The sequence below is a fragment of the Natronococcus roseus genome, assembly GCF_043677095.1.
Taxonomy (GTDB): Archaea; Halobacteriota; Halobacteria; order Halobacteriales; family Natrialbaceae; genus Natronococcus; species Natronococcus roseus.
Map to the genome: position 1 here is coordinate 54869 of NZ_JBHLJR010000005.1, position 26531 is coordinate 81399.

At 64.1% G+C, this 26531-nt stretch carries 32 protein-coding genes and 1 tRNA gene; 7 read left to right on the forward strand and 26 right to left on the reverse strand.

The window, feature by feature from the left end:
• Nucleotides 1-341: 341 nt before the first annotated feature.
• From ACFEMD_RS14280 to ACFEMD_RS14300, 5 genes are all read left to right on the forward strand, one after another.
• A complete protein-coding gene (locus ACFEMD_RS14280; protein WP_394741722.1) occupies nt 342-2663 on the forward strand; it encodes an amino acid permease in 2322 nt (773 codons plus the stop codon).
• A 101-nt stretch (nt 2664-2764) separates the two neighbouring features.
• Nucleotides 2765-3211, forward strand: a complete 447-nt coding sequence (locus ACFEMD_RS14285; RefSeq protein WP_394741723.1) for a universal stress protein — start codon at nt 2765-2767, stop codon at nt 3209-3211.
• A gap of 394 nt (nt 3212-3605) precedes the next feature.
• Nucleotides 3606-5963, forward strand: coding sequence for an amino acid permease (locus ACFEMD_RS14290; protein ID WP_394741726.1), 2358 nt, complete (start codon nt 3606-3608; stop codon nt 5961-5963).
• Nucleotides 5964-6258: 295 nt separating this feature from the next.
• A complete protein-coding gene (coxB, locus tag ACFEMD_RS14295; protein WP_394742252.1) occupies nt 6259-7086 on the forward strand; it encodes a cytochrome c oxidase subunit II in 828 nt (275 codons plus the stop codon).
• A complete protein-coding gene (locus ACFEMD_RS14300; RefSeq protein WP_394741727.1) occupies nt 7086-9569 on the forward strand; it encodes a cbb3-type cytochrome c oxidase subunit I in 2484 nt (827 codons plus the stop codon). Before coxB ends, ACFEMD_RS14300 begins: the two co-directional genes overlap by 1 nt.
• A gap of 364 nt (nt 9570-9933) precedes the next feature.
• On the opposite strand, the gene ACFEMD_RS14305 is transcribed toward ACFEMD_RS14300, so the two are convergent.
• Entirely contained in the window at nt 9934-10101 is a 168-nt protein-coding gene (locus ACFEMD_RS14305; protein WP_394741728.1) for a hypothetical protein, read from the reverse strand.
• A 9-nt stretch (nt 10102-10110) separates the two neighbouring features.
• Between ACFEMD_RS14305 and ACFEMD_RS14310 the strand changes: the two genes are divergently transcribed.
• Nucleotides 10111-10377: a cytochrome C oxidase subunit IV family protein gene (locus ACFEMD_RS14310; protein WP_005559220.1), complete on the forward strand. Its 267-nt coding sequence runs from the start codon at nt 10111-10113 to the stop codon at nt 10375-10377.
• Nucleotides 10378-11258: 881 nt separating this feature from the next.
• Here ACFEMD_RS14310 and secY read toward each other — a convergent pair.
• The 25 genes from secY to ACFEMD_RS14435 are packed head-to-tail and all read right to left on the reverse strand — an operon-like array spanning nt 11259 to nt 25799.
• The gene (secY, locus tag ACFEMD_RS14315) at nt 11259-12713 is read right to left on the reverse strand and encodes a preprotein translocase subunit SecY (protein ID WP_394741730.1); all 1455 of its coding nucleotides are present in this window, start codon (nt 12711-12713) and stop codon (nt 11259-11261) included.
• Between the two features lie 3 nt (nt 12714-12716).
• The gene (locus tag ACFEMD_RS14320; RefSeq protein WP_394741731.1) at nt 12717-13235 is read right to left on the reverse strand and encodes an uL15m family ribosomal protein; all 519 of its coding nucleotides are present in this window, start codon (nt 13233-13235) and stop codon (nt 12717-12719) included.
• A 3-nt stretch (nt 13236-13238) separates the two neighbouring features.
• Nucleotides 13239-13706: a 50S ribosomal protein L30 gene (gene rpmD, locus ACFEMD_RS14325; protein WP_394741732.1), complete on the reverse strand. Its 468-nt coding sequence runs from the start codon at nt 13704-13706 to the stop codon at nt 13239-13241.
• A complete protein-coding gene (locus ACFEMD_RS14330) occupies nt 13703-14359 on the reverse strand; it encodes a 30S ribosomal protein S5 (RefSeq protein WP_005559234.1) in 657 nt (218 codons plus the stop codon). The genes rpmD and ACFEMD_RS14330 overlap by 4 nt, the downstream gene beginning before the upstream one ends.
• Complete coding sequence (locus ACFEMD_RS14335; protein WP_005559238.1) at nt 14356-14904, reverse strand: 50S ribosomal protein L18; 549 nt, start codon at nt 14902-14904, stop codon at nt 14356-14358. Before ACFEMD_RS14335 ends, ACFEMD_RS14330 begins: the two co-directional genes overlap by 4 nt.
• Nucleotides 14904-15353, reverse strand: coding sequence for a 50S ribosomal protein L19e (locus tag ACFEMD_RS14340; RefSeq protein ID WP_278292959.1), 450 nt, complete (start codon nt 15351-15353; stop codon nt 14904-14906). Before ACFEMD_RS14340 ends, ACFEMD_RS14335 begins: the two co-directional genes overlap by 1 nt.
• Complete coding sequence (locus tag ACFEMD_RS14345; RefSeq protein WP_394741734.1) at nt 15346-16104, reverse strand: 50S ribosomal protein L32e; 759 nt, start codon at nt 16102-16104, stop codon at nt 15346-15348. The genes ACFEMD_RS14340 and ACFEMD_RS14345 overlap by 8 nt, the downstream gene beginning before the upstream one ends.
• A gap of 3 nt (nt 16105-16107) precedes the next feature.
• Nucleotides 16108-16641: a 50S ribosomal protein L6 gene (locus ACFEMD_RS14350; RefSeq protein WP_005559244.1), complete on the reverse strand. Its 534-nt coding sequence runs from the start codon at nt 16639-16641 to the stop codon at nt 16108-16110.
• 2 nt (nt 16642-16643) lie between these two features.
• Nucleotides 16644-17036 (reverse strand): 30S ribosomal protein S8, encoded by a 393-nt coding sequence (locus ACFEMD_RS14355; RefSeq protein WP_005559246.1) that lies wholly within the window; start codon nt 17034-17036, stop codon nt 16644-16646.
• Between the two features lies 1 nt (nt 17037).
• Entirely contained in the window at nt 17038-17220 is a 183-nt protein-coding gene (locus tag ACFEMD_RS14360; RefSeq protein ID WP_005559248.1) for a 30S ribosomal protein S14, read from the reverse strand.
• Complete coding sequence (locus tag ACFEMD_RS14365; protein ID WP_005559250.1) at nt 17213-17752, reverse strand: 50S ribosomal protein L5; 540 nt, start codon at nt 17750-17752, stop codon at nt 17213-17215. The genes ACFEMD_RS14360 and ACFEMD_RS14365 overlap by 8 nt, the downstream gene beginning before the upstream one ends.
• Nucleotides 17745-18455 (reverse strand): 30S ribosomal protein S4e, encoded by a 711-nt coding sequence (locus ACFEMD_RS14370; protein ID WP_394741735.1) that lies wholly within the window; start codon nt 18453-18455, stop codon nt 17745-17747. The genes ACFEMD_RS14365 and ACFEMD_RS14370 overlap by 8 nt, the downstream gene beginning before the upstream one ends.
• Nucleotides 18452-18835: a 50S ribosomal protein L24 gene (gene rplX / locus ACFEMD_RS14375; protein WP_005559254.1), complete on the reverse strand. Its 384-nt coding sequence runs from the start codon at nt 18833-18835 to the stop codon at nt 18452-18454. The genes ACFEMD_RS14370 and rplX overlap by 4 nt, the downstream gene beginning before the upstream one ends.
• Nucleotides 18836-18837: 2 nt before the next feature.
• On the reverse strand, nt 18838-19236 hold the full coding sequence (locus ACFEMD_RS14380; RefSeq protein ID WP_005559258.1) for a 50S ribosomal protein L14: 399 nt from the start codon (nt 19234-19236) through the stop codon (nt 18838-18840).
• Nucleotides 19236-19685: a 30S ribosomal protein S17 gene (locus ACFEMD_RS14385; protein WP_394741738.1), complete on the reverse strand. Its 450-nt coding sequence runs from the start codon at nt 19683-19685 to the stop codon at nt 19236-19238. The genes ACFEMD_RS14380 and ACFEMD_RS14385 overlap by 1 nt, the downstream gene beginning before the upstream one ends.
• Complete coding sequence (locus ACFEMD_RS14390) at nt 19676-20083, reverse strand: ribonuclease P protein component 1 (protein WP_394741739.1); 408 nt, start codon at nt 20081-20083, stop codon at nt 19676-19678. Before ACFEMD_RS14390 ends, ACFEMD_RS14385 begins: the two co-directional genes overlap by 10 nt.
• Nucleotides 20084-20093: 10 nt before the next feature.
• Entirely contained in the window at nt 20094-20312 is a 219-nt protein-coding gene (gene rpmC, locus ACFEMD_RS14395) for a 50S ribosomal protein L29 (protein ID WP_394741741.1), read from the reverse strand.
• Nucleotides 20312-21265, reverse strand: coding sequence for a 30S ribosomal protein S3 (locus tag ACFEMD_RS14400; RefSeq protein ID WP_394741742.1), 954 nt, complete (start codon nt 21263-21265; stop codon nt 20312-20314). The genes rpmC and ACFEMD_RS14400 overlap by 1 nt, the downstream gene beginning before the upstream one ends.
• Nucleotides 21265-21744 carry a 50S ribosomal protein L22 gene (locus tag ACFEMD_RS14405; protein ID WP_394741744.1) on the reverse strand — a complete coding sequence of 160 codons (480 nt, stop codon included), beginning with the start codon at nt 21742-21744 and terminating at the stop codon, nt 21265-21267. The genes ACFEMD_RS14400 and ACFEMD_RS14405 overlap by 1 nt, the downstream gene beginning before the upstream one ends.
• Before the next feature lie 7 nt (nt 21745-21751).
• Complete coding sequence (locus tag ACFEMD_RS14410) at nt 21752-22174, reverse strand: 30S ribosomal protein S19 (RefSeq protein ID WP_005559264.1); 423 nt, start codon at nt 22172-22174, stop codon at nt 21752-21754.
• A complete protein-coding gene (locus tag ACFEMD_RS14415) occupies nt 22171-22893 on the reverse strand; it encodes a 50S ribosomal protein L2 (protein WP_005559265.1) in 723 nt (240 codons plus the stop codon). The genes ACFEMD_RS14410 and ACFEMD_RS14415 overlap by 4 nt, the downstream gene beginning before the upstream one ends.
• 2 nt (nt 22894-22895) lie before the next feature.
• A complete protein-coding gene (locus tag ACFEMD_RS14420; RefSeq protein WP_005559266.1) occupies nt 22896-23150 on the reverse strand; it encodes a 50S ribosomal protein L23 in 255 nt (84 codons plus the stop codon).
• On the reverse strand, nt 23147-23899 hold the full coding sequence (gene rpl4p, locus ACFEMD_RS14425; protein ID WP_278292946.1) for a 50S ribosomal protein L4: 753 nt from the start codon (nt 23897-23899) through the stop codon (nt 23147-23149). The genes ACFEMD_RS14420 and rpl4p overlap by 4 nt, the downstream gene beginning before the upstream one ends.
• 3 nt (nt 23900-23902) lie before the next feature.
• Nucleotides 23903-24922, reverse strand: coding sequence for a 50S ribosomal protein L3 (locus tag ACFEMD_RS14430; protein WP_394741746.1), 1020 nt, complete (start codon nt 24920-24922; stop codon nt 23903-23905).
• Between the two features lie 4 nt (nt 24923-24926).
• Nucleotides 24927-25799 (reverse strand): putative RNA uridine N3 methyltransferase, encoded by an 873-nt coding sequence (locus tag ACFEMD_RS14435; RefSeq protein WP_394741748.1) that lies wholly within the window; start codon nt 25797-25799, stop codon nt 24927-24929.
• A gap of 301 nt (nt 25800-26100) precedes the next feature.
• On the opposite strand from ACFEMD_RS14435, the gene ACFEMD_RS14440 reads away from it, so the two are divergent.
• Nucleotides 26101-26171 (forward strand) — tRNA-Gly (locus ACFEMD_RS14440).
• Nucleotides 26172-26531 lie beyond the last annotated feature (360 nt).

Consider the following 26531-nt stretch of genomic DNA (forward strand, 5'->3'; position numbering starts at 1 on the left):
CCTCGAGTCACCGCCCGTTCTCCACTCCGAACCCCATCTTTGGTTCTCCTGGCTCGAGCTGTGGCGTTCACGCCGTCGCCCTGTTTCCCCAATTCGACCGGTCGCTCACGACGCCTCCCGAGCCGAATCGCTCGGTGGAAGCCGTCCTCGAACGTATTCCGAATCAACTGCACTTATCCCTCCCGACGAGAGAGTACGAACGCAACGTCCATACGCACGGCGCCGTCTCGGCTACGTCGATGTGATCCGTAACTACGAACCCTCTCAGTTATATTCGAGAGCTTTCGCGACGATACGCCCCCTTAAAATGATACGAAACACTCAACGAGCGGTGAGCGGCCATGAGCGATAACGAAGAACTCGCAAAAGACCTCGGACCGCTCGCCGCCCTGACGATCGGAATCGGCACGATGGTCGGCGCAGGAATCTTCGTGCTCCCCGGAACTGCGGTGATGCGAGCGGGACCGCTCGCGGCGCTTACGTTCGTTCTCGGCGGCGTCATCGCGCTGTTCACCGCGCTTTCGGCGTCGGAACTCGGGACGGCGATGCCGAAATCCGGTGGCGCGTACTTCTATATCAACCACGCGCTCGGGCCGTTGTTCGGCTCGATCAGCGGGTGGGCCAACTGGATGGGACTCGCGTTCGCCTCCGCGTTCTACATGTACGGACTCGGCGAGTACGTCAACACGTTTATCGGTATGTCCGCGATCGCGCTCGGTCCGCTCACGCTGGAAGCCGCCCAACTCATCGGGTTGGGAGGTGCGCTACTGTTCATCGGCGTCAACTACTTCGGCGCCAAGGAAACCGGCGGGCTGCAGATCGTCATCGTACTCCTGCTGATGGGCATCCTTACGATCTTTACCGTCATCGGCTTGCTGAACGCCGACTTCGGGACACTCACCCCGATTGCGCCGTCGGGGACGACGGGGGAGATCCTGCCGGTGACCGCTATCATCTTCGTCTCCTACCTCGGGTTCGTCCAGATCACGTCTGTCGCCGAGGAGATCAAGAATCCGGGCAAGAATCTTCCGCGTGCGGTCATCGGCTCGGTTCTGATCGTCACGGCCGTGTACGCGCTGTTTCTCGTCGTGTTGCTCGCGGCGGTTCCGACGGAACTCGTCGCCGGCAACGACACCGCCGTCGTCGACGCGGCCCAGCTGCTGTTCGGTCAGTACAGCCTCTTCGGGATCGAGATGGGTGCCGTCGGCTGGGCGCTGTTGCTGTTCGGCGGACTGCTGGCGACGGCCTCGAGCGCGAACGCTTCGATCCTCTCGTCGTCCCGAATCAACTTCGCGATGGGACGCGAGAAGATCGTCACGCCGTCGCTCAACGAGATTCACCCCCGGTTTGGAACGCCGTACAAATCGATCGCCATCACCGGCGCTCTCATCGTCCTCTTCTTGCTGGTTGGCAACCTCGAGCTGCTGGCGACGGCGGGCTCGGTACTTCACCTCATCGTCTACGGACTGCTGAACGTTGCACTGATCGTAATGCGGGAAGCGGAACCGGACGGGTACGATCCGGAGTTCGAGGTCCCGTTCTATCCGTTCGTCCCCATCATCGGCGCCGTAACGTCGTTCGCGCTGATCGCGTATATCGAGCCTCTCGTCATCGGTCTCTCGGTCGCGTTCGTCGGCTTCGCCGCACTCTGGTACTTCCTGTACGCTCGATCGCGCGTCGAGAACACCGGCGTTCTCGCGAACTGGGTGCTCGATCGCTCCGAGGAGCTTCCGGAGTCCGCAGTGTCGGCTGTGACGTCGGTTCAGCCCGAGGGCGACGACTACCGCGTGATGGTCCCGTTGTCGAATCCTGCGACCGAGAAACACCTCATCACGCTCGCGTCGGCCATCGCAAACCAGCACGACGGGACGGTCGTCGTGGTCAACGTCGCGAACGTCCCCGACCAGACGTCCCTGGAGGCCGCTCGAGATCGGGGGGCCCACAACGCGGCCCACGACCTGCTCGATCGGGCCCAAGACGACTCGGAAACGTTCGGCGTCGAGGTGGAGACGCACGTCGTCCTCTCACACCGTGCCTTCGAGGAGGTGTTCAACGCGGCGGATACCTACGGTGCCGACATCACCGTTATGGGGTGGGGGCCGGAGTCCCACGGAGCGCCGGGACGCGCCGAGCCGATGATCGACGAACTGGCCCACTCGTTGCCGTGTGACTTCCTCGTGTTCCGCGACCGCGGGTTCGATCCGTCGAGAATCCTGGTCCCGACCGCTGGCGGTCCGGACTCCGACCTCTCGGCTGCGGTCGCCCGGATGCTCGAGGCGGAGTTCGACGCCGAGGTAACCCTCCTGCACGTCGCCGCCGACGAGGACGCGGGCCGGACGTTCCTCACGGAATGGGCCACGGAACACGGCCTGTCCGACGCCGAGCGACGGGTCGAAAGCGGCGACGTCGAAGAGAGTATCGGGCGGGCCGCGGAGGAGGCGACGCTGCTGATCATCGGAGCCACGGAGAAAGGAGTCCTCTCCCGGCTGGTCCGCGGGTCGTTGGTGCTCGACGTGCTCGACGAGGTCGAGTGTTCGGTGCTTCTCGCGGAGAAAAAACACGACCGCGGCGTGCTCAGTCGGTTCGTTGGCTCCGGCGAGCGAGACGACCCGTCGTCCGAAACCGGCGTCACGACGACGCTCGAGGAAGACGAGAAGCGCTGACGTCGTCCGACGACCGAACTCGTCGCTTGCCACGACTGAAGCGATCGTTCGTGGTACCAGTAGTGTCGATACTATTTGACCGATCGTTCCCAAGACGTCGTATGGTCGACGAACTCTTCGAGACAGTACTGGTTCCGATCGCGGATCCGGCCGACGCGCGCCAGACCGCCCGAGCTGTCCGATCATACCTCGATCCGGATTCCGAAATAATCGTCGTTCACGTCGTTCCCAAGGGGGAAGGCGTCCCCGACAAGGCGTCGCTCGAGCAACGAGAGGAGTTCGCCGAGAACGCCTATCGGGCCTTTCTCGACGTGCTGGGACGAGGCCCTGGTCTGGTGGGACGACGAACCCTGTACGGCCGAAACGTCGGGAAGACGATCGCCGACGGTTCGCGGGAACTGGGCGCCACCGCCATCGTGTTCACCCCGCGGGGTGCGAGTCGGTGGGTGAAACTCGTCACCGGTAGCGTCACCGACAATCTCATCTCGAACACGGCCGTTCCCGTTTTGGTCCTCCCGCTACGAGAGGACGACGTCGCTGGTGATTGATACGGATTGCCGTACCGCGTTTCCGGGGCAACCGCCGACCGGGTTGCGGTTGCCCCGGAAATGACTCACAGTAGCCCGTATGACAGTACCCCCGTCGTCGACGCTGCGTTCGGATTCGAGCAGGTGAACGATTCCGAGACGGAAACCCGAGTGAACGTGGCGAAACGTACCGCGATCGATTCCGGCCAACTTATACCGATTAGGTAACTTCACCCGAGTATGCACCCATCGTCCGGCACGGTTACCCACGTATCTTCGGCCGAACCGGTCCGTTTGCGAGAGGGACGATCGGAGGAGGTGTCCTAAGTGCTGCAGCCGGAGTGTGGATCCCGACCTCCGATCGACGACGGTCGTGGACTCCGCGAGACCGGCTGTCGCTCGAGGTGGACGGTCGATGAGTGACGAGGAACTCGCAAAGGACCTCGGACTGCTCTCGGCACTGACCATCGGTATCGGGACGATGATCGGCGCGGGGATCTTCGTCCTGCCGGGGATCGCAGCCCAGGAAGCCGGACCCGCCGTCGTCGTCTCGTTCATTATCGGCGGACTGATCGCGCTGATCAACGCCCTCTCGGTGAGCGAACTCGGGACGGCGATGCCGAAAGCCGGCGGCGCCTACTACTACATCAACCGCGCGCTCGGACCGCTGTTCGGCTCGATCTCGGGTATGGGCGACTGGATCGGACTCGCCTTCGCCAGCGCGTTCTACTCGATCGGGTTCGGCGGTTACCTCGCCGACCTTCTGGACGGCGTCGTCGTCTCGTTACCCGTTCTCGGAACCGTCTCGCTGTTGCCGACGATCGCGCTCGGTCCGTTCACGTTGAACGAGATCCAGATCGGCGCGGTCATCGCCGGTGCGATCTTCGTCGGTATCAACTACATCGGCGCCAAAGAAACCGGTAGCATTCAGACGGTGATCGTCACGCTGTTGCTCGGCATCCTGACGATCTTCGCGTTCGTCGGCTTCTTCTCGTTCGACTGGGCGACGGTCACCGCCGAGGGCGGACTGACCCCCGAGGGAACGGGCGCGATCCTTCCGGGCGCCGCGCTCGTGTTCGTCTCCTATCTGGGCTACGCGAAGATCGCGACGATCGGGGAAGAGCTGAAAAATCCCGGCCGGAACCTTCCGATCGCGATCGTCGGCAGCGTCGTGATCGTGATGACCATCTACACGATCCTCGTCGGTCTCCTGATGGGGCTGATCCCCCACAGCGAGTTCTTCGTCGAGCAGGCCGAGAACGCACCGATGACCTACGCGGCCGAGACCGTCTTCGACTACGAGTTCGCGGTCGTCGGCTTCGAGATCCCGATCCTTGGCATCGGGGTCACTTCGATCACGATCGCTGCGCTGTTGGCGACGGCCTCGAGCGCGAACGCCTCGATTCTGGCCTCGGCCCGGATCAACTTCGCGATGGGCCGGGACAAGATCGTCACCGACTGGCTCAACGAGATCCACCCCAACTACGCGACGCCGTACCGCTCGATCGCGCTGACGGGGTTGATGATTATCGTCTTCATCATCGCGCTCGGCGAGACCGTCGAGATCCTCTCGAGTGCCGCCAGCGTCCTCCACTTGGTCGTCTACGCGTTGATCAACGCCTCGCTGATCGTGTTCCGCGAGGCCGACGTGCCGGAGTACGACCCCGACTTCGAGGTACCGTTTTACCCGTTCACCCCGATCGCGGGCTTCGTGCTCTCGCTCGCGCTGATCTACTTTATGGATCCTCTGGCGACTGCGATCAGCGGTCTGTTCGTCGTCTTCGCCGTGCTCTGGTATTTCTTCTACGCACGTACCAAAACCGATCGGGAGGGGATCCTCACCACCTACATCCTCGACCGATCCGACGAGATGCCCGAACCGGCGGTGTCCGCGGCGACCGCGGTGAAGCCGATCGGCGACGGCGAATCGGGCCCCCGCGTGATGGTCGCCATCGCAAACCCGCGCACCGAGCAGGCGCTGATCACGCTCGGTAGCGCCATCGCACAAGCGAAGGGTGGGTCCGTCCTCGCGACCCACATCGTTCAGGTGCCCGACCAGACGCCCCTGCAGAAGGGTGCCGAACAGATCGATCAGATCAGCGCCGAGTCCGAGCGACTGCTGGCCGACGCGGAGGCGTCCGCCGAGACGTTCGACGCCGACGTCGAGACGAGAACGATCGTCTCCCACCGGTCCTTCGAGGAGGTGTTCGACGCCGCCGGAACGTACGACGTCGACACCGTCGTCATGGGCTGGGGTCGATCGACCGTCGGCGAGGGTCGCGTCGAGCGTCCGCTCGACGAGCTCACACACGACCTGCCGTGTGACTTCGTCATCCTCGACGGCGAGGAAGTGACGGCCGACCGGATCCTCGTCCCGACGGCGGGCGGAGGCGGCTCGGAGGTCAGCGCCGCCGTCGCGCGCGCACTTCAGGCGGAGTACGGCAGCGAGATCAGCCTGCTCCACGTCGTCGACGATCCCGACGAGCGTGAGGAAGGGGAAGCCTTCCTCGAGGAGTGGGCCGCCGAGCAGGGGCTCGAGGAAACCACGCACATCGTCGACGACTCCGGGAACGTCGGAGCGGCGATCGAGCGCGCCGCCGCCGACCACTCGCTGGTGATCCTCGGTGCGACCAGACGCGGCGTACTCTCCCGACTCGTGCGCGGATCGCTCGTCTTCGACACGGCGACCGACCTCGACGTCCCGGTTCTGCTCGCGGAGAAGGAGAGTTCGCGGTCGCTTCGCGAGCGAGTCCTTGGCGAACGGCGGGACTGAACCCGCTTCGCCCGAACCTGTTCGTTCGTTCGATCGGTCCTATCAGACGGCTGTCTATGAGTGAGGGACACAAGCGACAGAAAAAAGGTCCCCCACTCCAACTGGCTCGTGATGGATCGACATGGAAACGGTCGAGCGGGTCGGTCGAGGGCGGCAATATCCACCCGACAGCGCGTCGCAACGCGAATTACCCGGGTGCGTTTCCAAATAGATAAGTGCCCACGGAAACCATCGACCGACATATAAGCAGTCTTCAAACGAGGTGAACACAATCTTCAGCACAGCTACAATTCCCCTGGAAGTGCAAACGCGCGTTGACGTCTTCGAGCAGATTTTCCTGGTCTTTCTCGGACTCGGAACGCTCATCGGCGTCGTCGTCGTCGCGTACACGTTGTACAACGCGTACAAGTATCGTGACGGCGCCGCGAAGGCGTCCGACGAGGACACGCCAGTACTCGGGGAGTTACCGACGGGTGGAGAGGGCGGCAAGAAACTGTTCCTATCGTTCGGTCTGAGCGCGATCGTCGTGATCTCGCTCGTGATCTGGACGTACGGAATGCTGTTGTACGTCGAGGATCCGGGTGACGACATCCCACAGGACGACGCTATCGAGATTGACGTCGAGGGTGACGGTTTCTCCTGGCACTTCGAGTACGAGAACGGAGCCGAGACGACCAATACCATGACCGTTCCGGAGGATACGCCCGTGTGGATCAACGTCACCGGCGGTGACGTCTGGCACACGTTCGGCATCTCCGATATGCGCGTGAAAGCCGACGCGATTCCCGGCGAACAGGACGAGACGTGGTTCATGACCGAGGAGGCCGGTGAGACCCACACGATCGAGTGCTTCGAACTCTGCGGCGACCAGCACACCGCGATGGACGGCACCCTCGAGGTCGTCGAGGAAGAGGAGTTCGAGGAGTTCCTCGAGGACGAAGCGCCGGACGATGACGAGAACGGCGACGACGAGGAAGCGGAGGACGAAAACGGTGATGACGAGGCTGACGACGAAGAAAACGGTGACGACGACGAAGCCGACGAGAACGGTGACGACGAGGACGATGAGGAAGAAGAGACCGAGGACGAAGACGACGAGGAAGACGACGGAGGTGACGACTGATGGGTGATCTGCCGCCGATGACGTCGGTCAAACGCTGGCTCGTCACGACCAATCACAAGGACGTCGGGATCCTCTACATCGCAACGGCCCTGTTCTTCCTGCTGCTGGGCGGTCTCCTGGCGTTGCTGTTCCGTGCACATCTCTGGGAGAGCGGCGGAACCGGACTGCTGACGGACAGCCAGTTCAACCAGGCAGTGTCGACCCACGGACTGCTGATGGTGTTCTGGTTCCTCTCGCCGATCGCGTCCGGATTCGCGAACTACCTCGTCCCGCTACAGATCGGGGCGAAGGACCTGGCGTTCCCGCGACTGAACGCCCTGAGCTACTGGTTTTACCTGTTCTCGGGCATCCTGTTCGGGATCTCGTTCTTCCAGGGCGGCTCGTTCTCGGGCGGCTGGACGATGTACGCACCGCTGAACGTGCCGACATACACGCCCGCACTCGAGGCGACGACCGGTGGCAACGCGACCATCCTCGCGTTGATGATGTTCGTCTTCTCGATCACGATCGGGACGGTCAACTTCCTCGTGACGATCCACCGCGCACGCGCGGAGGGACTCGGCCTGTGGAACATGCCGCTGTTCACGTGGTCGTGGCTGCTGACCGTCTGGATGATGCTGTTCGCGTTCGCGGCGCTGCTGGCCGCGCTACTGCTGCTCTCTATCGACCGACTGTTCCTGACGCAGTACTTCGCGACCGATCAGGGGTCGGGACTGCTGTGGGCACACCTGTTCTGGTTCTTCGGACACCCGGAGGTGTACATCGTCTTCTTCCCCGCGCTGGGGATCATGTTCGAGACGTTCCAGACCTTCACGGGACGACGACTCGTCGGCCGCAAGTGGGTCATCATCTCGATGGTCCTCGTCGCGGTCCAGTCGTTCCTGGTCTGGATGCACCACATGTTCCTGACGACCATCAACCTGGAGATCAAGACGCTGATGATGGCGACGACCATCGGGATATCGTTGCCGTTCGACCTGATGGTCTTCGCGCTGATCTACACGATGGTCAAGGGACGGGTGCGGTTTACGACCCCGTTCCTCTTCAGCCTCGGTGCGCTCGTCCTGTTCATCCTGGGCGGAATCACCGGGGTGTTCCTGGGTGCCGTCGTGCTCGACTACGAGTTCCGTGGCACCTACTGGGTCGTCGCGCACTTCCACTACGTGATGGTCTCCGGCGTGACGGCGCTGATCGGCGGCCTCTACTACTGGTGGCCGAAGATCACCGGGAAGATGTACTCCGAGACGCTGGGCAAGCTCAGCTTCGCGGTGTACTTCATCGGTTTCAACCTGCTGTACTTCCCGATGTTCCTCGCCTGGGAGACGCCGCGGCGCGTCTTCCACTTCGCCGAGGGCGTCGAGATCTATCACCAGGTCGCGACCGTCGGTGCGTTCGTCCTCGGCGCCGGTGTGTTGCTCGTCCTCGCGACGCTCGCACACAGCTTCGTCGCCGGTCCGCGAGCGCCCGAGAACCCCTGGGAGTTCTCCCGCACGGCCGAGTGGGCGATCCCCTCGCCCCCGCCGCTCGAGAACTGGGACGGCCGTCCCAGCTACGCCTCGGGCTCCCTCGAGTTCGTCGAGGACTCGAAGGCCGTCCCCGACGGCGGGTCCGAATACGGTCAGGGAACGGTCGCCAAGACCGAGGGAACCCACGAGGAGGAACACGCTGACCACGCCAGCATCTGGCCGCTCGGCATCGGCGCCGGTACGTTCGTCTTCTTCCTCGGCCTGACGGGGCTGACCCCGTACATGGTCGAGTTCGCCGAGGGAACCGACGCTCCGCCCGAGGGTCTCACCGGGACGGCAGCCGAGCCGAACATCATGTATCCCGTGATCACGGCGCTCGGGCTGGCGCTCATGGCGTACACGCTGTTCAAGTTCGGCGTCGAGCGGTTCGAGGCCCCCGAGATGCAGATCGCCGAGCGCTGGCCGTTCGAAGGCGTCGGCAACACGAAGCTCGGCGTCTGGGTGTTCCTAGCGTCCGACGTCGTCGTCTTCGGCGCCGCGATCGGCGCGTTCGTGTTCATGCGCCTTCACACCGGCTGGGGCGACTGGGAGACGGTTCCGTTCGCCTCCTGGCCCGGCCTGCTGAACACCTACGTCCTGCTGACCTCGAGCTTCACGGTCATCCTCGCGCTGGTGATGGCCGAACGCAAGAACAAGCGGGGGCTACTCGCGACGCTGGGAGCGACCCTCGCGCTCGGGCTCACGTTCATGAGCGTGAAGGCCTACGAGTACGCCTACAAGTTCCAGATCGACGAATACTGGTGGACCAGCATCGAGCACTCCATCTACTTCGTCACGACGGGGTTACACGCCCTGCACGTGATCCTCGGGCTGCTGATCGCCATCTTCATGATCTACCGCATCTGGTCGATCGACGCCTACCTCGAGGACCACCGGCCGGTGGAGTTCTTCGGACTCTACTGGCACTTCGTCGACATCGTCTGGGTCATCCTCTTCCCGCTGTTCTACCTGATGTAGCGGTTCGCCGCTACATCGACCCTGTTTGAGAACGCGATCCGTTTTTAATCGCTCACCACCCGCGTGAGCTCCGCGACCGTCCGCCGTTTCGTCGATCCTGCTGCCGGACGATACGTTCGTTCGAGCGCTGTGACACCGACCGAGTGCGCTTCGCTCGAATCGCCGATCGCTCGCGGTGTGGGCCGATCTCGGTCCTCGGGCCGTCCGCTATCTCTGACGCGTCGTCCTACCGACAACGGCGTCGCTACGACGAGCCTTCTGGTTCGGCCCGTCGAATCGGGGTGGAACTCGAGAGACCGATCCTTCAGAGTGTCCCGCCCCGACTCGTCGGCGTCGACGGCCTCCGGAGTGAGAAGTCCCGTTGTCAGACCTCGTCACCCCCGCGGTGGTTCACGGGCGGAATCGAAGCGCCCACCGTCGCGTTCCTGTTCGACCCGAGACGGGCGAACCGACCGAACGTGATCGCCTCGTCCGCCTCGAGTTCGTCCTCCACCGCCCGCATGAGGAAGGTATAAGTGGTCCACACACTCATTGCTCACCAATGGCCGACGTTCGTACGTACACCCTCATTTACGTCGTACTGCTGGTGTTGGGTACCGGAAAGTTCGTCTTCTTTCAGTTCCCCGAAATATTCCCGGAGGCCGCCGCGATCGGCGGGACGATCATCCTGGCCGTAATCAAGGTGTTGCTGATTGCCGCCTACTACCAGCACCTGATCGAGGAGCCTCGCGCGATCACCTACATGATGGGGGTCGCCGTGTTCATGGTCTTCCTGCTGACCATCGCCGCGGGTTACTCGATTCAGTAAGCGATTCTCGGCCTTCTCTTTCGACGCCACGCTCGGCCAGCGTCGGCTCCCTCGAACTCGGCCGACACCGCCGCGCGGACGGTTCTTGCCGGATCGCCGATCGCTGCCCTGTACTGGTCGTCACAAGTCATCGCACTCCTGCTCGAGTGTGAGCGGCGCGGAACTTGTTTCGATGCCTCCGATAGATCGGCAGTCCGTCGAGCAGCCACTCGAGACGCGGTTTCCTCCAGCCCTACCCGTGCCGATCTCGAGGGCGAACTGAGTCTGCACGCTGAACCCCCTCGAGACCGAGTGAGTCGAGGTCTCGGCGGCGCTCCGTCACCGAGCGAGACCGACGGGTTCGCGGACTTGGTGGATCGGGACCCCACTTCGGTCACGGAAGACGGTGGCGTCCGGACGATCCAACGCAGTCAGCTAGCCTCCGCCTGTAGACGGCGAGGATCGCGCCTCGTCGCCGTTCGATACGCTCGAAGGTTTGGCCCTGTTGTTCGGACTGGCGTGGTTCAGGCACCCATCTCGGTGCGACAGCAGCTTCTCGCCGAGGAGCGAGCCGATCCGTCCTTGATCCCGCTCGATGCAGATGGTGGTCCCCTCGAGAGCTCGCGGCCCGGCTCGGGTCTCGACTGTCCCTAGATCGTTCCGATCGGGAGACGCTCTCTCGCCGCCTCACTCGCGACCGACGGTAGTCGTCCCAGATCACGCTCGAGTGTCCGTGAGAGCGCTCTCACGAGTGCTCCGCATTCTGCAACTGATACCGACAGACGGAGCCCGGCTCCGTACACGTCTCCACGTGAGACCCACGAGGCGCATCCGGAGAACGCAACACGTCTCGAGCGATGGAGTGTGTCCCGTACTCGAGCGCAGCAAAAAGAACCGAACCGCTAGTCTTCGCGGCCGAACATCTGGCGCATCATCGGATGCATCTCCATCATCTGCTCCTCGGCGATCTCCTCGTACAGTTTGTACGTGATCGAGACCGCGAGCAGCAGCCCCGTCCCGGTGACGGCGCCGATGGTGCCCAGCATGTTCGCCCAGACGGCGAGCAGTCCGACCAGGGCGCCGCCGATGACGGTCACCTGCGGGATGTACCGCTCCATGACCTTCTCGATGACGCCGACGTTCTGTCGGAACCCGGGGATCTGCATCCCGGAGTTTTGGATCTGTCGGGCCGTCGCGTCGGGGCCCATGTTCGTCGTCTCGACCCAGAAGATGGCGAAGATCGCCCCGCCGACGACCATGAACGTCAGGTCGACGGAGATTCGAACCAGGACCATCCACGTCGCCTGGGCCACCTCACCGGTCCACCACATCCAGTCTTCCGGCGAGTAGATCGGCGCGGTGTAGTAGAAGAACCCGCTGACGGGCTCTCCCTGCGCGTTGTACTGGCCGAGGACGGCGGGCATGCCGGCCCACGTTCGGTCGAGGATCTGACCCATGAACTGGATGTTCGCCTGCAGCGCCCGAACGAGGATCATCGGCAGGACGCTCGCGTAGATGAGCTTCACGGGGAAGCGACCGCGGGCGCCCTTCACGCGGGCGTGACTGAGCGGAATTTCGACCCGAACGGACTCGGCGTAGACGACGATCCCGAAGATCAAAATCGTCGTCATGAGGGCGATGATCTGGCCCTCGCCGAGCAACAGCGTGTTCAGCGTATCCCCGGCGAGATCGACGTCGCCGAAGATGATCTGGTACCAGTCGTAGAAGAACCCGCCCTCCGCGGGCTGGATAAATCCGGTGACCAGTCGCTGGCTCACGCCGGCGATGATGAACAGGCCGATCCCGCTGCCGACGCCCCATTTGCTGACGACCTCGTCCATGTACAGGATGAGTACCCCGCCCATGAAGATCTGGAGGAACATCAGCACCTGAAGCTGCGTGCTATCGAACGTGAGCCCGCCAAGCGACAGCGACTGCTGAACCGGGAGGAAGCCGCCGGCAAACACCATCGGCAGCGCGGTTAGCGCCGTCATGATGATGACCAGAAGCTTCTGGAGCCCCTGGTAGAGAACCTGATCCCGCGGGTCGTCGGTGTCGAGACCCAGGAGGTTCGCTCCGCCCAGTAGCTGCATCACGATGCTTGCCGTAACGATCGGACCGATACCGACCTGGAGCAACGAGCCGTGCTCACCGGCGAGGATCGCACGGAACTCTCCGAAGAGGTCGGTCGCACCATCGGCCTGCATCCCAAGCAGGGCGATGTTCGTCAGGAAAAAGTACAACACGAGGATGCCGGCCGTCCACGCCAGCTTTCGCTTGAAGGGGACGTGCCCCTCCGGACGACGTACCGTCGGCATCCGTGTCAGAACCGGTTCAGCGGCTTCCTTCCATCCCATGCGTTAGTCCTCGACCTGTTCTGACTCGTCGTCGGTGTCGTCCTCGGCCTCAGCTTCGGCCTCGGCTTCGGCTTCCTCCTGGGCTCGCTCGGAGAGCACCGCCTTCCCGCCGGCGTCCTCGAGCTTTGCCTGAGCGGCCGCCGAGAAGGCGTCCGCCGTGACCTCGAGTGTGTTCCGGACCTGGCCGGAGCCAAGTACCTTCACGATGTCGACGTCGTGGCCGCTATCGACGACGTCGCGCGCGTCGAGTCGGTAGCCGTCGTCGGTCTCTTCGGCCTCACCCTCGGCGGCGTAGAGAACTGCGTCCTCGTCGAGCTTCTGGACGTCGATCTCGGCGACGTCGGCCTGAAGCTCGTCCGGTCGGTTGAAGCCGTGTTTGCCCTTCGGTTCGTAGTTGTGGAACTCGTGTTTGCTGCGGCCGGCACGTCCGCGTCCGCCGCGATGGCCGGCTCCTCGGCGGTTCTTGTGGGAGCCGCCGCTGTGCGTCCGGGATCCGCGCTGGCGTCGTTTTTTACTCGTCATGGTTTATCGCATCGATTCTAACAGTTGATTAATCTCCTCGGTTGTATGTTTTCCGAGTTGGCCGCCCTCCGCGGTCGGCTTCTTGATCCCCTCGTGACCGCCACGCGGGGGGTGGAGACGCAGCGTCGGGGAGAGCCCCTCCTCGCGAAGGGTCGTCTCCTCGGCGAGCAGCGCCTCGGCGAGCGCACCGAAGTCGTCGTATGCGGTGTTCTCGGCGAGCCACTCCTCGTCGACGTCTGCCTGCCGTCCCTCGAGCGGTTCCGCGCGCTTTGCGAGTACGGTCTCGAGGACGTCCTGATCGGGTTCGCCGATCGCGACGTAGTCGTTGACCTTGGCGACCATCCCGTTGTACGTGTCCGTCTCGGGGACGAGCGCGCAGTGGTTGACGCTGTGGATGTTGAGCATCTCCAGGGTATCCTGGATGTCGGTGTTGCGGTTGACCTCGCCGCGTACCTGTACGACCGCTCTCATTGGTCAGCCACCTCCGCTTCGTCCTGGCCCCGGGCGCTCGGATAGCGCGACTGGGAGGCGTTCTCGAGCGCGTTGAACGTCGCCTTCGCGAGGTTGACCGTCGTTCGCGTGTTGCCGTGGCTCTTCGTCCAGGCGTTCTCGATGCCGGCCAGCTCGAGGACGGCGCGAACCGTGTCGCTGGCGGCCAGTCCCAGCCCCTCGGGGGCGGGGATGAGCTCGACCTCGACGGAGCCGGCCTTGCCGGTCGTCTGTCGGGTCAGCGAGTGTGGCCGATCCGAGCGGTCCTCCCAGGAACCCGATCCGCGGGGCACCTTGATGATGTTCAGCTTCGCGATACCGATCGCCTTCTGGATGGCGGACCCGACCTGGTCGTCGCGGCCTTCCGCGTAGCCGACGAAGCCGTTGCGGTCGCCGACTGCACAGACACAGCGGAACTTCACGCGCCGTCCGGAGTCGGTCATCCGCTGGACCATGTTGATGTCCAGCACTTCGTCGTCCAGTCCGGGGAGGAGCTGGTCGACGATCTCGGGCTCCTTCAGCGGGAGGCCCGAGTTGAGGGCGTCTTCCATCGTGTCGATTTCGCCCTCCTGGACCATTCGGCCGAGACGGGTGACGGGTTCCCATCCACCGTCGTTGTAGTTGTTTCCACTCATTCGAGAATCGCCTCTCGTACCTCGTCGAAGTGTTCTGGTAGCTCTGTCGCGTCGAACTCGCCGCCGTACAGCGGCTCGTCCAGCTGTTCGGCGTACTCGGCGATATGCTCGCCGCGGGTACGCGACCAGTCCGCGAGCACGCTATCGTTGTGCGGGATCTCGAGGCCGGCGTCGATCGCCCCCTCCTGGACGGCGAACACCTTGTTGCCCGGTGTCGCCTTGTTGAGGCCGATGTCGAGGACCGCTTCCTCGAGGCCGGCGTCGACGGCCCGCTTTCCGGCCAGCAGGCCGGTCAGATAGGCCGCGGAGATGTTGCTCGTGGGTGCTTCCCAACCGTACTCCTCGAGATCGCTCGAGTGTGCGCTCGCAAGCGTTTCGTCGCCCTGTGGGCCGGGAACGATCAGCTGCGCCGTAGTGTGCTTGTTGCTCTTCCGAGCAACGAGACGTGGCTTATCCGATTTCAGCAGGCGCAACCTCTGATGGTAGTCCGTCCGGACCTCACGGCGACGGCGCATTGGAACGTTGTATCGTGGTCCTGTCGCCATTATTGGTCACCGTAGTTTTCGTCGATGTAGTTCAACAGGTAGCGGACGCTACGGAACTCGCCACCGCCAGCCTTCTTGTAGAGCTCGCGGTACTGCGTGGGCGTGATCTCGCCCTTGTCGCGGAGTTCGCGCAGCTTCCGTCGCTGTGCACGAATCTTGTCCTGCCACTCGTCCTTCTCGCTCTGGCGGGCGCCCTTCTTGCCCTTGCGCTTGCCCTGGCCCTTGCGGTGGCCGTAGGCGCGTTTCGCGTTGCGCTCGCGGGCGCGGCCTCGGGAGTTGCCGCGGGCGTTTTTGGCCTGAATGCGGCCGTCCTCGACGAGTTCGCGGATCTCGTCGCGGGTGATCGCCTCGGCGATGTCTCCCTGGGCGTCCGGGTCGATCCAGACGCGGTTCTTGCCGACGTCGAGGACGTCGGCCGCCAGTCGCTTCTGTGCGGAGAGATCAGTCATTGGATTCCACCTCGACTTCCTCGTAGGTCGGGTTCAGGACGCGAACGCCCTGATCCTCGGCCTGCTCCTCGATGCGCTCGCGCTTGCGCGCGCCGACCGAGGAGGAGATGCGGACTGCCTCCGTGTCGCCGTCGACACCCTCGAGGTCGTCCGTGTTCTCGACGTAGACCTCGTCGAATCCGCTCGGGTGTTTGCCACGAACCGCTTCGGGGGTTCGGTAGCCGGCCTGGACCTTCGGGCCCTTGCCCTTGATGCCGCGGCGCTGCTTCGAGAGCTGGCCGCGGGGACGGCGCCAGGATTCTGGCGTCCGCTTTTTCTTGTGGTAGTCCTGTCGATTGAACTGCGGTTTGCCCGCCTGCTTGCGTCGGGTGAGCAGCCGCTGCTCGTCCTCGGAGAGCTCGGGCGTCTTCTCGGTCAGCCCGCGGGGCTGCAGTTCGGTCTCGACGTCCTCTTCGGGCGCTTCTTCCTCTTCGACACCTTCGTCTTCGATCTCGGCCTCGGTCTCCTCGGTTACCTCGAGGTCGCCGACGTCGGCCTTGATACGAGCCGCGAGTGCGTTTCCGACGCCGTCGGCTTCCGCCAGGTCCTCCTGGTCGGCCTCCTTGACGTCGTCGATCGTCTCGAAGCCGGCGTCGCGGAGCGCGTCGGCCTTGCTTGCGCCGACGCCGCTGATGTCCTCGAGATCCTGCGGACCCTCTTCGGCTTCGGCCGTGGCGTCCTCGGTCTCGGTCTCTGGTTCGTCGTCAGCCATCTATCAGGCACCTCCTTTCGCGGGTTTCTCGGTGATGTAGACCCCGTCCTGGAAGACGCGGGTGTCCTTGCCGCTGACTCGGGTCAGCTGCTCGATGTCCGCCGCCGTCTGGCCGACGTCCTCCTTGTTCGGACCGGAGAGGACGAGCCGTTCGTCGTCGACGGAGACGTCGGTCTCACCGTGGATGGTCGTGCGTCGCGGTGCCTTCTCGCCGAGGAAGTTCTCGATGACGACGTCGTCGCCCTCCACGCGGACCTGCATCGGGAAGTGAGAGTAGAAGACCTCCATCTTGTACTCCCAGCCCTCGGTCACGCCGTGGAACGCGTTGTTCAGATGGCTCTCGAAGGTGCCGACGGTCGCGTTCGTCTTCGCGTCCTCGGCTCCACTTTCGATGACCACCTGGTCGTCTTCCGCTTCGACGGTCACGTCGGGGTACCAGAGACGCCGGCTCACGGCGCCCTCGGGTCCGTCGACGGTCACGTCGAGATGATCTACCTCGACAGTTACGTTTTCGGGGATTTCCAGTTCGACTCGCATTGTTAGTAGACGTATGCGATCACCTGGCCGCCGATCCCCTGCTCACGAGCCTCGTAATGGCTCATGATGCCGCTGCTCGTCGTGACGACGAGCGCACCGAAGTCTCGAGCCGGGAGGTATCGCTTCTCCCATTTCTCGAAGTCCTCGGCACCGGCGGCGTAGCGGGGCTTGACGGGGCCACACTCGTTGATCGCTCCTTTCAGTTCGACATCGAACTGACCGGCCTTACCGTCGTCGACGAACTCGAAGCCGTCGATGTACCCGCGGTCGTAGAAGACCTCGAGCACGCTGCCGATCTCGTTCGAAGCGGGCGTTACCTCGTGGCTCAGTTTCCCGACGCTCTCGGCGTTGTCGATGCCCGAGAGCGCGTTGCTGAGTGGGTCGTTTCCGGTCATGTTATCGGTACTTCCTGAATCCCATGTCGCGGGCGATCTCTCGGAAACACTGTCGACAGAGGTTGATGTCGTACTTGCCGACGAGTCCCTGTTTGCGGCCACAGCGCTGGCACTCTTCGATCTGGCCGGTGCGCTTTGCCGCGTGCTCGCCCGTCTGGTCGTTTTCTACGTCGCTTTCACTCATCCGTGGACTCCTCTACGTTGACGTCGAAGTTCGCCTCGAGGTACTGAATCGCGTCCTCGGGGGTAAGTCGGTGCTTCGACGGGATCGATCGGGTCACCTTGTTGCGCTTGGCGATGCGATAGCCCGGGCGGACGAGGTTGACGGTAACGTCCATCCCGTAGATCCCGACGTTCGGGTCGTACTCCTGGCTCGGGAACTCGGTGTGTTCCTCGACCCCGAAGCTGAAGTTTCCAGTGTTGTCGAACTGGTTCTCGGCCAGCGTCGCCAGCGGCAGGGCGGTCTCGAGGAACTCGGCCGCGTCCTCGCCGCGGAGGGTGACCTTCGTGCCGATCGGATCGCCCTGTCGGATGCCGAAGTCGGGCTCGGTCCGTTTGGCCTGGGTCCGGACGCTCTGCTGGTCCGTGACCTCCTCGATGATGTCCTCGGCCTTGCCGAGTTCGCGACCACCGCGGCCGACGCCCATGTGGACGACGACCTTTTCGACGCGGGGCTCGCGCATCTCGTGGAACTCGCCCTCGGCTTCACTACTCATCGTCATCACCGTCCTCGTCGGTGAAGTTCTCGTCGATCACGACGACGTACTCCTCGACGGTTTCGAACTCGCCGTCGTCGGCCTCGACGGTGACGATGTTCGATCCGCTGCCGGGGGTGACGTCGATCTCGGTGACCTCGCCGATCTTTCCGCCGTGGTTGCCGCTAATGGCTGTGACGAGTGCACCCTCCTCGTAGGGGAAGTGTGCGACGACCGACTTGTCGTCGTTGTCGACGACGACCGAGTCGTTCGTGCTGTACTCGCTTTCCTCGGCGAGGATGTTCGTTCCGTCGTGCAGCGTCAGCTGGGTGTCGCCACCCGGGACCTGACGCTTGCCCTCGATCTTGCCGAGACGGCTGTCGGCGGCGTCGGCGTCGATCTCGGTCAGGGCGAGTCGGCCGCCCTCGTCGGGGAAGACCCGGTAGTACTCCTCTCGACCGGGGAACGCAACGATGTCGAACATGCCGATCGGGCGCTGTTCGTCGTTGATCGGTTCCCCGTTGATCAGGATCGAGTCCTGCGAGAGGGCGTACCGCGCTTCCTTCTTCGAGTCGACGTAGCCGAGCACGTCCCGAAGCAGGACGACGAGCGGAACGCCGGCCTCACCGTGCGGGCCGGAGTCGGCCTTGACCGTGAAGACGTCGGTCTTTCGCTCGACTGGCCAGGACTTCGGTACGGACAGTCGTTTCTGATGTTTCGTCATTCGCTATCACCTTCGTCGTCGTCTTCGTTCGCGTCGCCCTCGAGGCGCGCCTCGCGGCGCTCGTCCTCGAGGTCGAGGTCCGTGACTCGGACGTTCGACGGGTCGAGCGGCCGCGGGACTTCCTCGCCGTCGGCCGTCTCGATGGTCACGTCCTCGACGTGGATCGTGCCGTCCTCGAGGATCGCGCGAAGGACCTCGCCGGTCTCGCCGGCGTGGTCACCGCGCATGACTTCGACGGTGTCGCCCGCGTTGACGCGGGTCCGTCGCGTGTCGTACTCCTCGCGGAGGTCATCCGAGAGCGTCGCGTGAAGCTGCTTCTGTCGCTTGTGCAGCGGTGCACGCTCCGTCTGCGTTCGCTGTTTGTGTGGTTGTTTGCTCATACTCAGACGATCATCGTTGCGGTCGAGGCGATCGCGCCGAAGCGTTCGGCGACTTCGCGAGCGATCGGGCCCTTGATCTCCGTCCCGCGGGGCTCTTCGTTCTCGTCGATGATGACCGCCGCGTTGTCCTCGAACTTCACGCGCGTCCCGTCGGGCCGGCGAATCGACTTCCGCTGGCGGACGATGACGGCCTCGAGGACCTGGCGGCGCATCTCGGGGGTACCCTTCGTGACCGAAACGGTCACCTTGTCACCGAGTCCCGCCTTCGGCTGGCGGTTCTTGGTGCCCTGGTAGCCCGAGACGCTGATGACCTTCAGCTCGCGTGCGCCGGTGTTGTCGGCACACGTGACCAGCGACCCCTTCTTGAGTCCCTGGGTGACGTCGGCTTTCATCGCCTCCATCACTGATCACCCTCGACGGCTTCCTCTTCGGAACCCTCGGTGACATCGCTGCTGGAAAGCTCACGGTCAGGCTCGGCCTGACGGGTGAGCGCGGCGATGTCCTCCGCGGTTGCCTCTTCGGTTACTTCGACGACCACGTGCGATTTCGTCTTCGACAGTGGTCGGGTCTCTGCGATCTTGACCGTGTCACCGACCGAGAGCGGCTCGAGCACGCCCGGTACGTGGGCCGGGATGCGCGAGCGACGCTTCATCTGGCGGTCGTACTTCGGAACCGCCACGTCGTACTCTCGTTCGACGACCACGGTCTTGTCCATGTCCGTCGAGATGACGGTCCCCTCGAGGATCTGACCTCGAACGGAGAGTTCGCCGTAGAACGGACACTTCTCGTAGTCGTATTCCTCCGGGTTTTCCGGTTCCGGAGGGGTTTCAACGTCTAATCCTATTGCCATGGTGAGTCACCATTCGTTTCCGTGCGTCGGGCGGGTTGTGAGAGCAGTCGCGAGCCATCGACCGTAACGTAGGCCACGTCCTCGCCAGCGCAGTCCGAGCCGGTGGAGAGTGTCTCCGTCGACTCGGGTTTAGCATCGGCCAGTTTGGACGCGGTCCCCGACGCCTTCGCGGCGTCGGCGGCGTCATCTGTGATCGCGAACTCGAACGTCGAGCCCGACTTCGGCACCATCACGACCCGAGACGCGCCCTGCTCTCGAATCTCGACGGAGAGCGTGTTGGTCGTCTCGATGACGACCCGTCCCTCGAGACCGACCCGCGAGGCGTCGTCACTCTCGACGACACGGACGGGCAGGCCGTTGAGTTCGTGTCGGGGCAGCGTTTCGGGTGTCAGTGCCATTGTGTATCTGTTATTCGTCGCCTTCGTCCAAGTCGCCTTCCTCTCGCTGGATCGTCTTGATCCGAGCGATGGTGCGACTCAGTTCGCCGATTCGACCCGGGTTCTCCGGGGCGCCACCGGCCGCGAGGACGGACTTCTGGTTGAGCAGCTCGGTCTCGAGCTCCTCGAGTTCGGCCTCGCGTTCGGCGGCGGTCATGTCGCGAACCTCTTCGACGTGGAGGATCGCCATCAGGCGTCACCTCCCTCGTCTTCGTCCGCCTCTTCCGAGGCGTCCTCTGCCTCGTCGTCCATCTCGGCCATCAGCTCCTCGGCCTCGGCTTCGACGTCCTCCTCGAGCTCGTCGAGGTCCTCCTCGACCGGGGCCTCGTCGGGGATGTCGACATCGTCGTCCTCGGCAGCGTCGACCTCCGCTTCGATGACCTCTTCGATGTCCTCTTCCTCGGGCTCGGGCTCGACGGCGTCCTCGGCGGGGGCTTCGGCGCCTTCCTCGGCGGCCTCGGCCTCCTCGGGCTCGCCCTCGAGCAGCTCCTCGACGCCCTCGGCCTCGTTGGCCTCGACGGCGTCGGGGACGACCTCTTCGGGGTCCATCTCGTCGTGGACCTGGAAGTCGTCGGGGAGTTTGGCACCCGGCGGGATGATCTTCACGTCGACGCCGATCGTGCCGAGTTTCATGACCGCGACGCCCTGGCCGTGGTCGACGACCTCTTCGGCGGGCTCGCCGTTGTGCTTGATGTAGCCGCGGTTGAACTTCTCGACACGCGAGCGAGCGCCCGTGACCTTCCCGGAGAGGACGATCTCTGCGCCGAGCGCGCCCGAATCCATGATCCGGTCGATCGTCGTGTGTCCGGCCTTCCGGAAGTACCAGCCACGCTCGAGTGCGTTGGCCAGTCGGTCCGCGACGATCCGTGCGTTGAGGTCGGGTTCGTCGACCTCCTGGACGTCGATCTGGGGGTCCTCGAGGTTGAACTTCTCCTCGAGAGCCGTCGTGACCTTCCGGATGTTCTCGCCGCCCTTGCCGATGACCATCCCTGGCTTCTCGGCCTTGAGAACGATCTGGGTACCCATCGGCGTCTTGGCGACGTCCATACCGCCGTAGCCCGCGCGGCCGAGCTCTTCTTCGAAGAACTCGTCGATCTGGGACCGCTGCAGGCCGTTTTCGATGAACTGGTGTTCGTCAGCCATTAGTTCTCATCCTCCTCGTTCTCGTCGACTTCCTCGACGACGATCTCAACGTCGACCTCCGGCGTGTTCCAGGCGGTCGCACGCCCCATCGCGCGGGGCTTGCGGCCGACGGACTCGCCGACCTTGTGGGCGGCGATGTGAACGATCTCCATCGAAGCGCCGTCGAAACCCTGGTGGTCGGCGTTGGATTCGACGTTCTCGAGCAGATCGAGGAACTCGCCCGAGACCTTCTCGGGGTACTTGCCGGCGTCCCAGCCCTCAACGTCCGAGCGGTGACCCGCACCGGAGTTGTGGGATTTAAAGGGTACCGACTGCTCCTCGTCGATCACGTCCTGAAGGTACGCCTGGGCGTCCGCGACGGTTCGGCCCTTGATCTCGCGGGCGACCTCCTTGCTGTGCTTGTGGCTCATGTGACGCTCCCGGAGCATCGCTTTCGCGGTGGAGTCCGGATCCGCGTCGACTGAGTAGTTGATTCCCATACGATGATCACTTCAGTGGGACGAACTTCGACGATCGAGTCGCGCCGATACCCGCCTGTCCGTGCTCGACGGAGGTGCGGGTCAGCTGGAACTCGCCGAGATAGTGTCCGATCATCTCGGGTTCGACGCGAACGCGCTCGAAGGACTGTCCGTTGTACACGGAGAAGGTCAGTCCGACGAACTCCGGCAGCACCGGCATGTCGCGCAGGTGCGTCCGGATCGGCGCGTTGGCGGTCTCTTCCTCGCCTTTCCCGCGGGCCTTCTCGAGCAGCTTCTCCTGCTCGACGGAAAGTCCGCGCGTGATACTTCGCCGCTTGCGTGCGGGCAGCAGTTCCACAACCTCGTCGAGCTCCATCTCCTGCAGCTCCTCGAGCGTGTGACCGCGGTAGGTAAACTCACCTTCGCGGCCGGTTCTGTACTCCTGACTCATTTGTTTCCACCTCGGCCGGTACGGCGCGAGGAGATGTCACCGACCTTCCGTCCCGGCGGGGCATCCCGCGAGACGGACTTCGGTTTGCCGGGGTGCTGTCGGCCACCGCCACCGAACGGGTGGTCGATCGCGTTCATCGCAACACCGCGGACGCGGGGCCACTTGGTACCCCGGGCTTTCATCTTGTGATACTTGTTTCCGGCCTTGACCATCGGCTTCTCCGTGCGTCCGCCACCGGCGACGACGCCGATGGTGGCACGACACTGCGGATCGAGGCGCTTGACCTCGCCGCTTGGAAGCTGGATGACCGCGGCGTTGCGGTCGTGGGTGATCAGGTCCGCGTTGACACCCGAGGCGCGGGCGAATCGACCGCCGTCGCCGGGGTTGGCCTCGATGTTACAGACCGGAACTCCCTCCGGAATCTCGGCCAGCGGCATCGTGTTGCCGGGCTTGATCTCCGCCGAGACGCCGACCTGGATCTCCTCGCCGACGGTGATCCCTTCCGGGGCCAGTACGAGGCGCTGGTCGCCGTCCTCGAACTCGATGGCCGCGACGGGCGCCGAGCGAGCGGGGTCGTGTTCGATGTCTACGACGGTCCCGCGGATCACGTCGTCGTCTTCCTCTTTCTTGTGGTCGAGCTTCGCCTTGTATCGGTGCGACGGGGCACGGAACGTCGGGGTTCCGCGACCGCGTCGTTGTCCCTGAATTCGTCGTCCCATTGTTAGAACACCCCGATACGCGAGGCGACTTCCTGGGCGTCGTCGTCCTCGGAGAGTTTGACGGTTGCTTTCTTCTTCCCGTTCATCGTCATCTGTGTGTTGACGCTGTCGACCGAGACCTCGAAGCGCCGCTCGACTTCCTCTCGGATCTCGGGTTTGGTGGCGTCGGGGTTGGCGACGAACTGGAGCTTGTTCTCGAAGTCCATGTCGTTCATCGCCTTCTCCGTCACGAGCGGGTGGTCGATCGCTCCGCTCATCGGTCGGCCACCTCCTCGAGTGCGCTCTCGGTCCAAACGGTCAGCCGTCCGGGCTGGGTGCCCGGCGCGAGATCCTCCGCGTTGACCTCCGCGGCCGTCGTGACGTCCGCGCCGGCGAGATTCCGGGCCGCACGGGACGGGCCGGACTCACTGGAGGTGACGAAGAGGATCGACTTGGGCTGTTTGTACTTGCGTCCGCGGGTCTTTCCGCGACCCGAGCGCACGCTGCGACCCTCGTCGGCTCGCTCGACGTCGTCGGCGAGACCGGCGGCCTCGAGGAACTCGACGACCTCCTTCGTCTTCTGGAGGTCCTCGAACTCGTCGCTGACGACGATCGGTGCCTCGACGTCCGCGTCGAACTCGTGGCCACGGTCGGCGACGAGCTCGGCGTCGGTCGTCGCGGCGATGGCGCTGCGGACGGCCAGCTTCTTCTCTTTCGTGTTGATCGATTCGGTCCAGTCCTTCTCGGCTTTCGGCGGGTGTCCCTTTCGTCCCTTGACGGTCTGGGGAACGCGTCGAGCGCGTCCGTTCTGTCGGGGGACGTGGGCCATCCCGCGGCCGCTACCGAACGATTCGGCCGGCGTTCGCATGCCGGCGAACTCGTCGGCGCCGTAGTCCTGTTTTCGGTTGGCCTGGGCGGCGCGAACGGCACGGGCGATCAGGTCCGGGCGGTACTGGGTCTCGAAGACCGCCGGGAGCTCGATCGTGTCCGCGTCCGAGCCGTCCAGGTTGCGTACTGTTGCGTCCATGTGTTATCCCTGGTTGGATGCGGTGGAGACGAACCGGACCTCGGGATCGAGGCGCGGCTGGTCTCCGGGTCGGATCGCCGGGCGGAAGCGTACGAGACGCTTGTTCGGCCCGGGGAGCGAGCCCTTGATCAACGCGTGCGGTCCGTCGACCTCGCCGTAGTTGACGAAGCCGCCGTCGACCGTCGCGTCGGCGCCGTCGCCGATGTCGACGAGGCGCTTGTTCAGTTCCGTCCGCTGGTGGTAGCCGGTCTGCCCCTGCTGGGGGACCGTCGAGCGGACGCGGGAGGGGTTCCAGGGGCCGAGGTTGCCGATGCGGCGTCGCCAGCCCTGCCGGGCGTGTTTGCCCTTGCGCTTCTGGACGCCCCATCGCTTGACGGGACCCTGGGTCCCTTTCCCCTTCGTGACGCCGCTCGCGTCGACGTACTCGCCGGCGCGGAACGTGTCGTTCATGACGTGTTCCCCGCCGTCGGCGATCAGTTCGAGCGCGAAGTCGACGCGCTCGTCGACCGAGCCGCCGCCGACGCGCGTCTCCATCACGTCCGGTTTCTTCTTCGGTACCGATGGTACCGCCGAAGGCACCGTGTGCGTGATGACGCGAACGTCGTCGACGCGGCCGGCCTCGAGCAGCTCTCGAAGCTCGTCTTCGGCCGCGTCGGTGTCGTAGTCGTCACCGGGAAGGTCCAGAACGCGGTCGAGTTCGGGAACGAACTCGTCGGTCCAGACCTCGGTGATCGGTTTCTTTCCGTACGGTGTGTCCTCGTACGCACGCAGGGCGACCGCGCGCATCGGCGGCGTCTCCACGATCGTGACGGGGACGGTCTCTTCCATCCCCTCGGTCGGCGAGTTCGCTTCGTCGTCGACCATCACGACGTGGGTCATGCCGGCCTTGTAGCCCGCGAAACCCTGGAGCGTCGGCTGTCCGTCGTCGTCCGGCCACGAGTTAAAGCGCGGAACCTCCGAAGAGGCGCGCTGTCGTGGGCCGAACCCGAGTGAGCCTTTGCGTGGTGAATTTGGTTGTGGCATTCTATCACTCTCTGAGAGTGAGGGATGCGAGCGTGGCGAACAGAGCCTCTTCCGTTCGCACCACGTCGCTTCCCTGGTCCGGAACCGTATTCAGCCAGAGGTCGAACCCCGGATCGATGGGTTCGACTCCGTCACCGTCGACGCCGTCCCAATGGGACAGCGCGTCGACGGCCTCCTCGTCCATTCCGAGGATGTCCGGCAGCCCTCTCTCGGGTGCCCCGAAGACGACGGTCATCCCGTCGCGCTCGCGGCGTCCGGCCAGCGTCCCCAGCCGCCCGACGGTGAGTTCTGCACCGAATCGGGAGGCTGCGATGCGGACGCCGGCGTCCTCACGGCCGAGTGCTGCCTGGAGGCCCGTCCGCTCGACGTCGAGCCCCGGGAGGGGCTCGTCCTCGAGTTTCGCCCGGACCGGTCGTCGCGAAGAGATCCTGACGGTCACGCGCTCCCCCTCCTCGAGCTCCATACCGGGAGGCACGTTGAGGGAGATCGGGTGTTGCAAGCCGCAATTGACCCGCACGCGTTGATCAGGTCCGACCTCGGTCACGATTCCTTGTCTTGACGACCCCGAACCGTTCGATTCGGAGCCGGTCTGTGACACGGCGCGGAGCGGGGGCAGGATGCCCGCGTACTCGAGTTCGTCGCGCATCCCCCAGGCCTCGTTTCGGAGGTAGGGGGGCGTCGTCGCGTACCGCAAGACGGTGTCGACGAACTCGCCGCCGAATCGCCCGCGTTCGCCCTCCCGGTCAGGGAAGACGACGAGCCGATCCGCCCGGAACACGGTCGCCGCGCGGGCGACGTATCCGAGCTTGCGAGTTGCCTCGCGTTTGTCCTCGGCTTCGCGGGTGAGCGACGACGGCACGAGCACGCTGACGGTCATGCCCACGCTTCGGCGCCGCGTCACTAGACTGTAGCGATGTCTTGCCGACAAAGTCTTAAAAGGGTAGCGGATTCGATCCCGGCTGTGAACGGCTCACAGGTGAGAATTCGACGCATACGGGTCCTCGAGCCACACTGTCACGGGTACTAACGCGTTTCCCCTGCGGACGCACGCTCGAGGCCGCGGGAGACGGTCGGTACGGGGCGGCGAGCGATCGGCGTTTGGTACGGCTGGACGGGACACACACCGTCCGATTCGCAATCCTTATACAGTTACCAGAGATAGATAAGAGTGCAATAGGGCGCTGGTAGTGTAGTGGTATCACGTGACCTTGCCATGGTCACAACCTGGGTTCAAATCCCAGCCAGCGCATTTCTCCGACTACAACACCGCGAGCACTGCGTAGCAGTGCGAGTATTCGTAGTCGGAGAAATCGTTCTCGGATTTGAACGAGAGAAGTCGCAGCGCCGAGCGAAGCAAGGCGACCGTCTTCGCGTTGTTCAAATCCCAGCCAGCGCATTTTCACTGAACAACAACGACGAGCGTCGCGTGGCGCGTAGCGCCACGGTATTGCGAACGGCGAAGCCGTGAGCGAAGCGAGTCGGCTGTTCAGTGAAAATCGCACTAGATTTGAAGCAGGCCAGTCGCGCGCAGCGCAGCGAGCACGTCTGGCCGTGGTTCAAATCCCAGCCAGCACACTTCTACGACGAACACCTCGAGCCACTCGAGTAT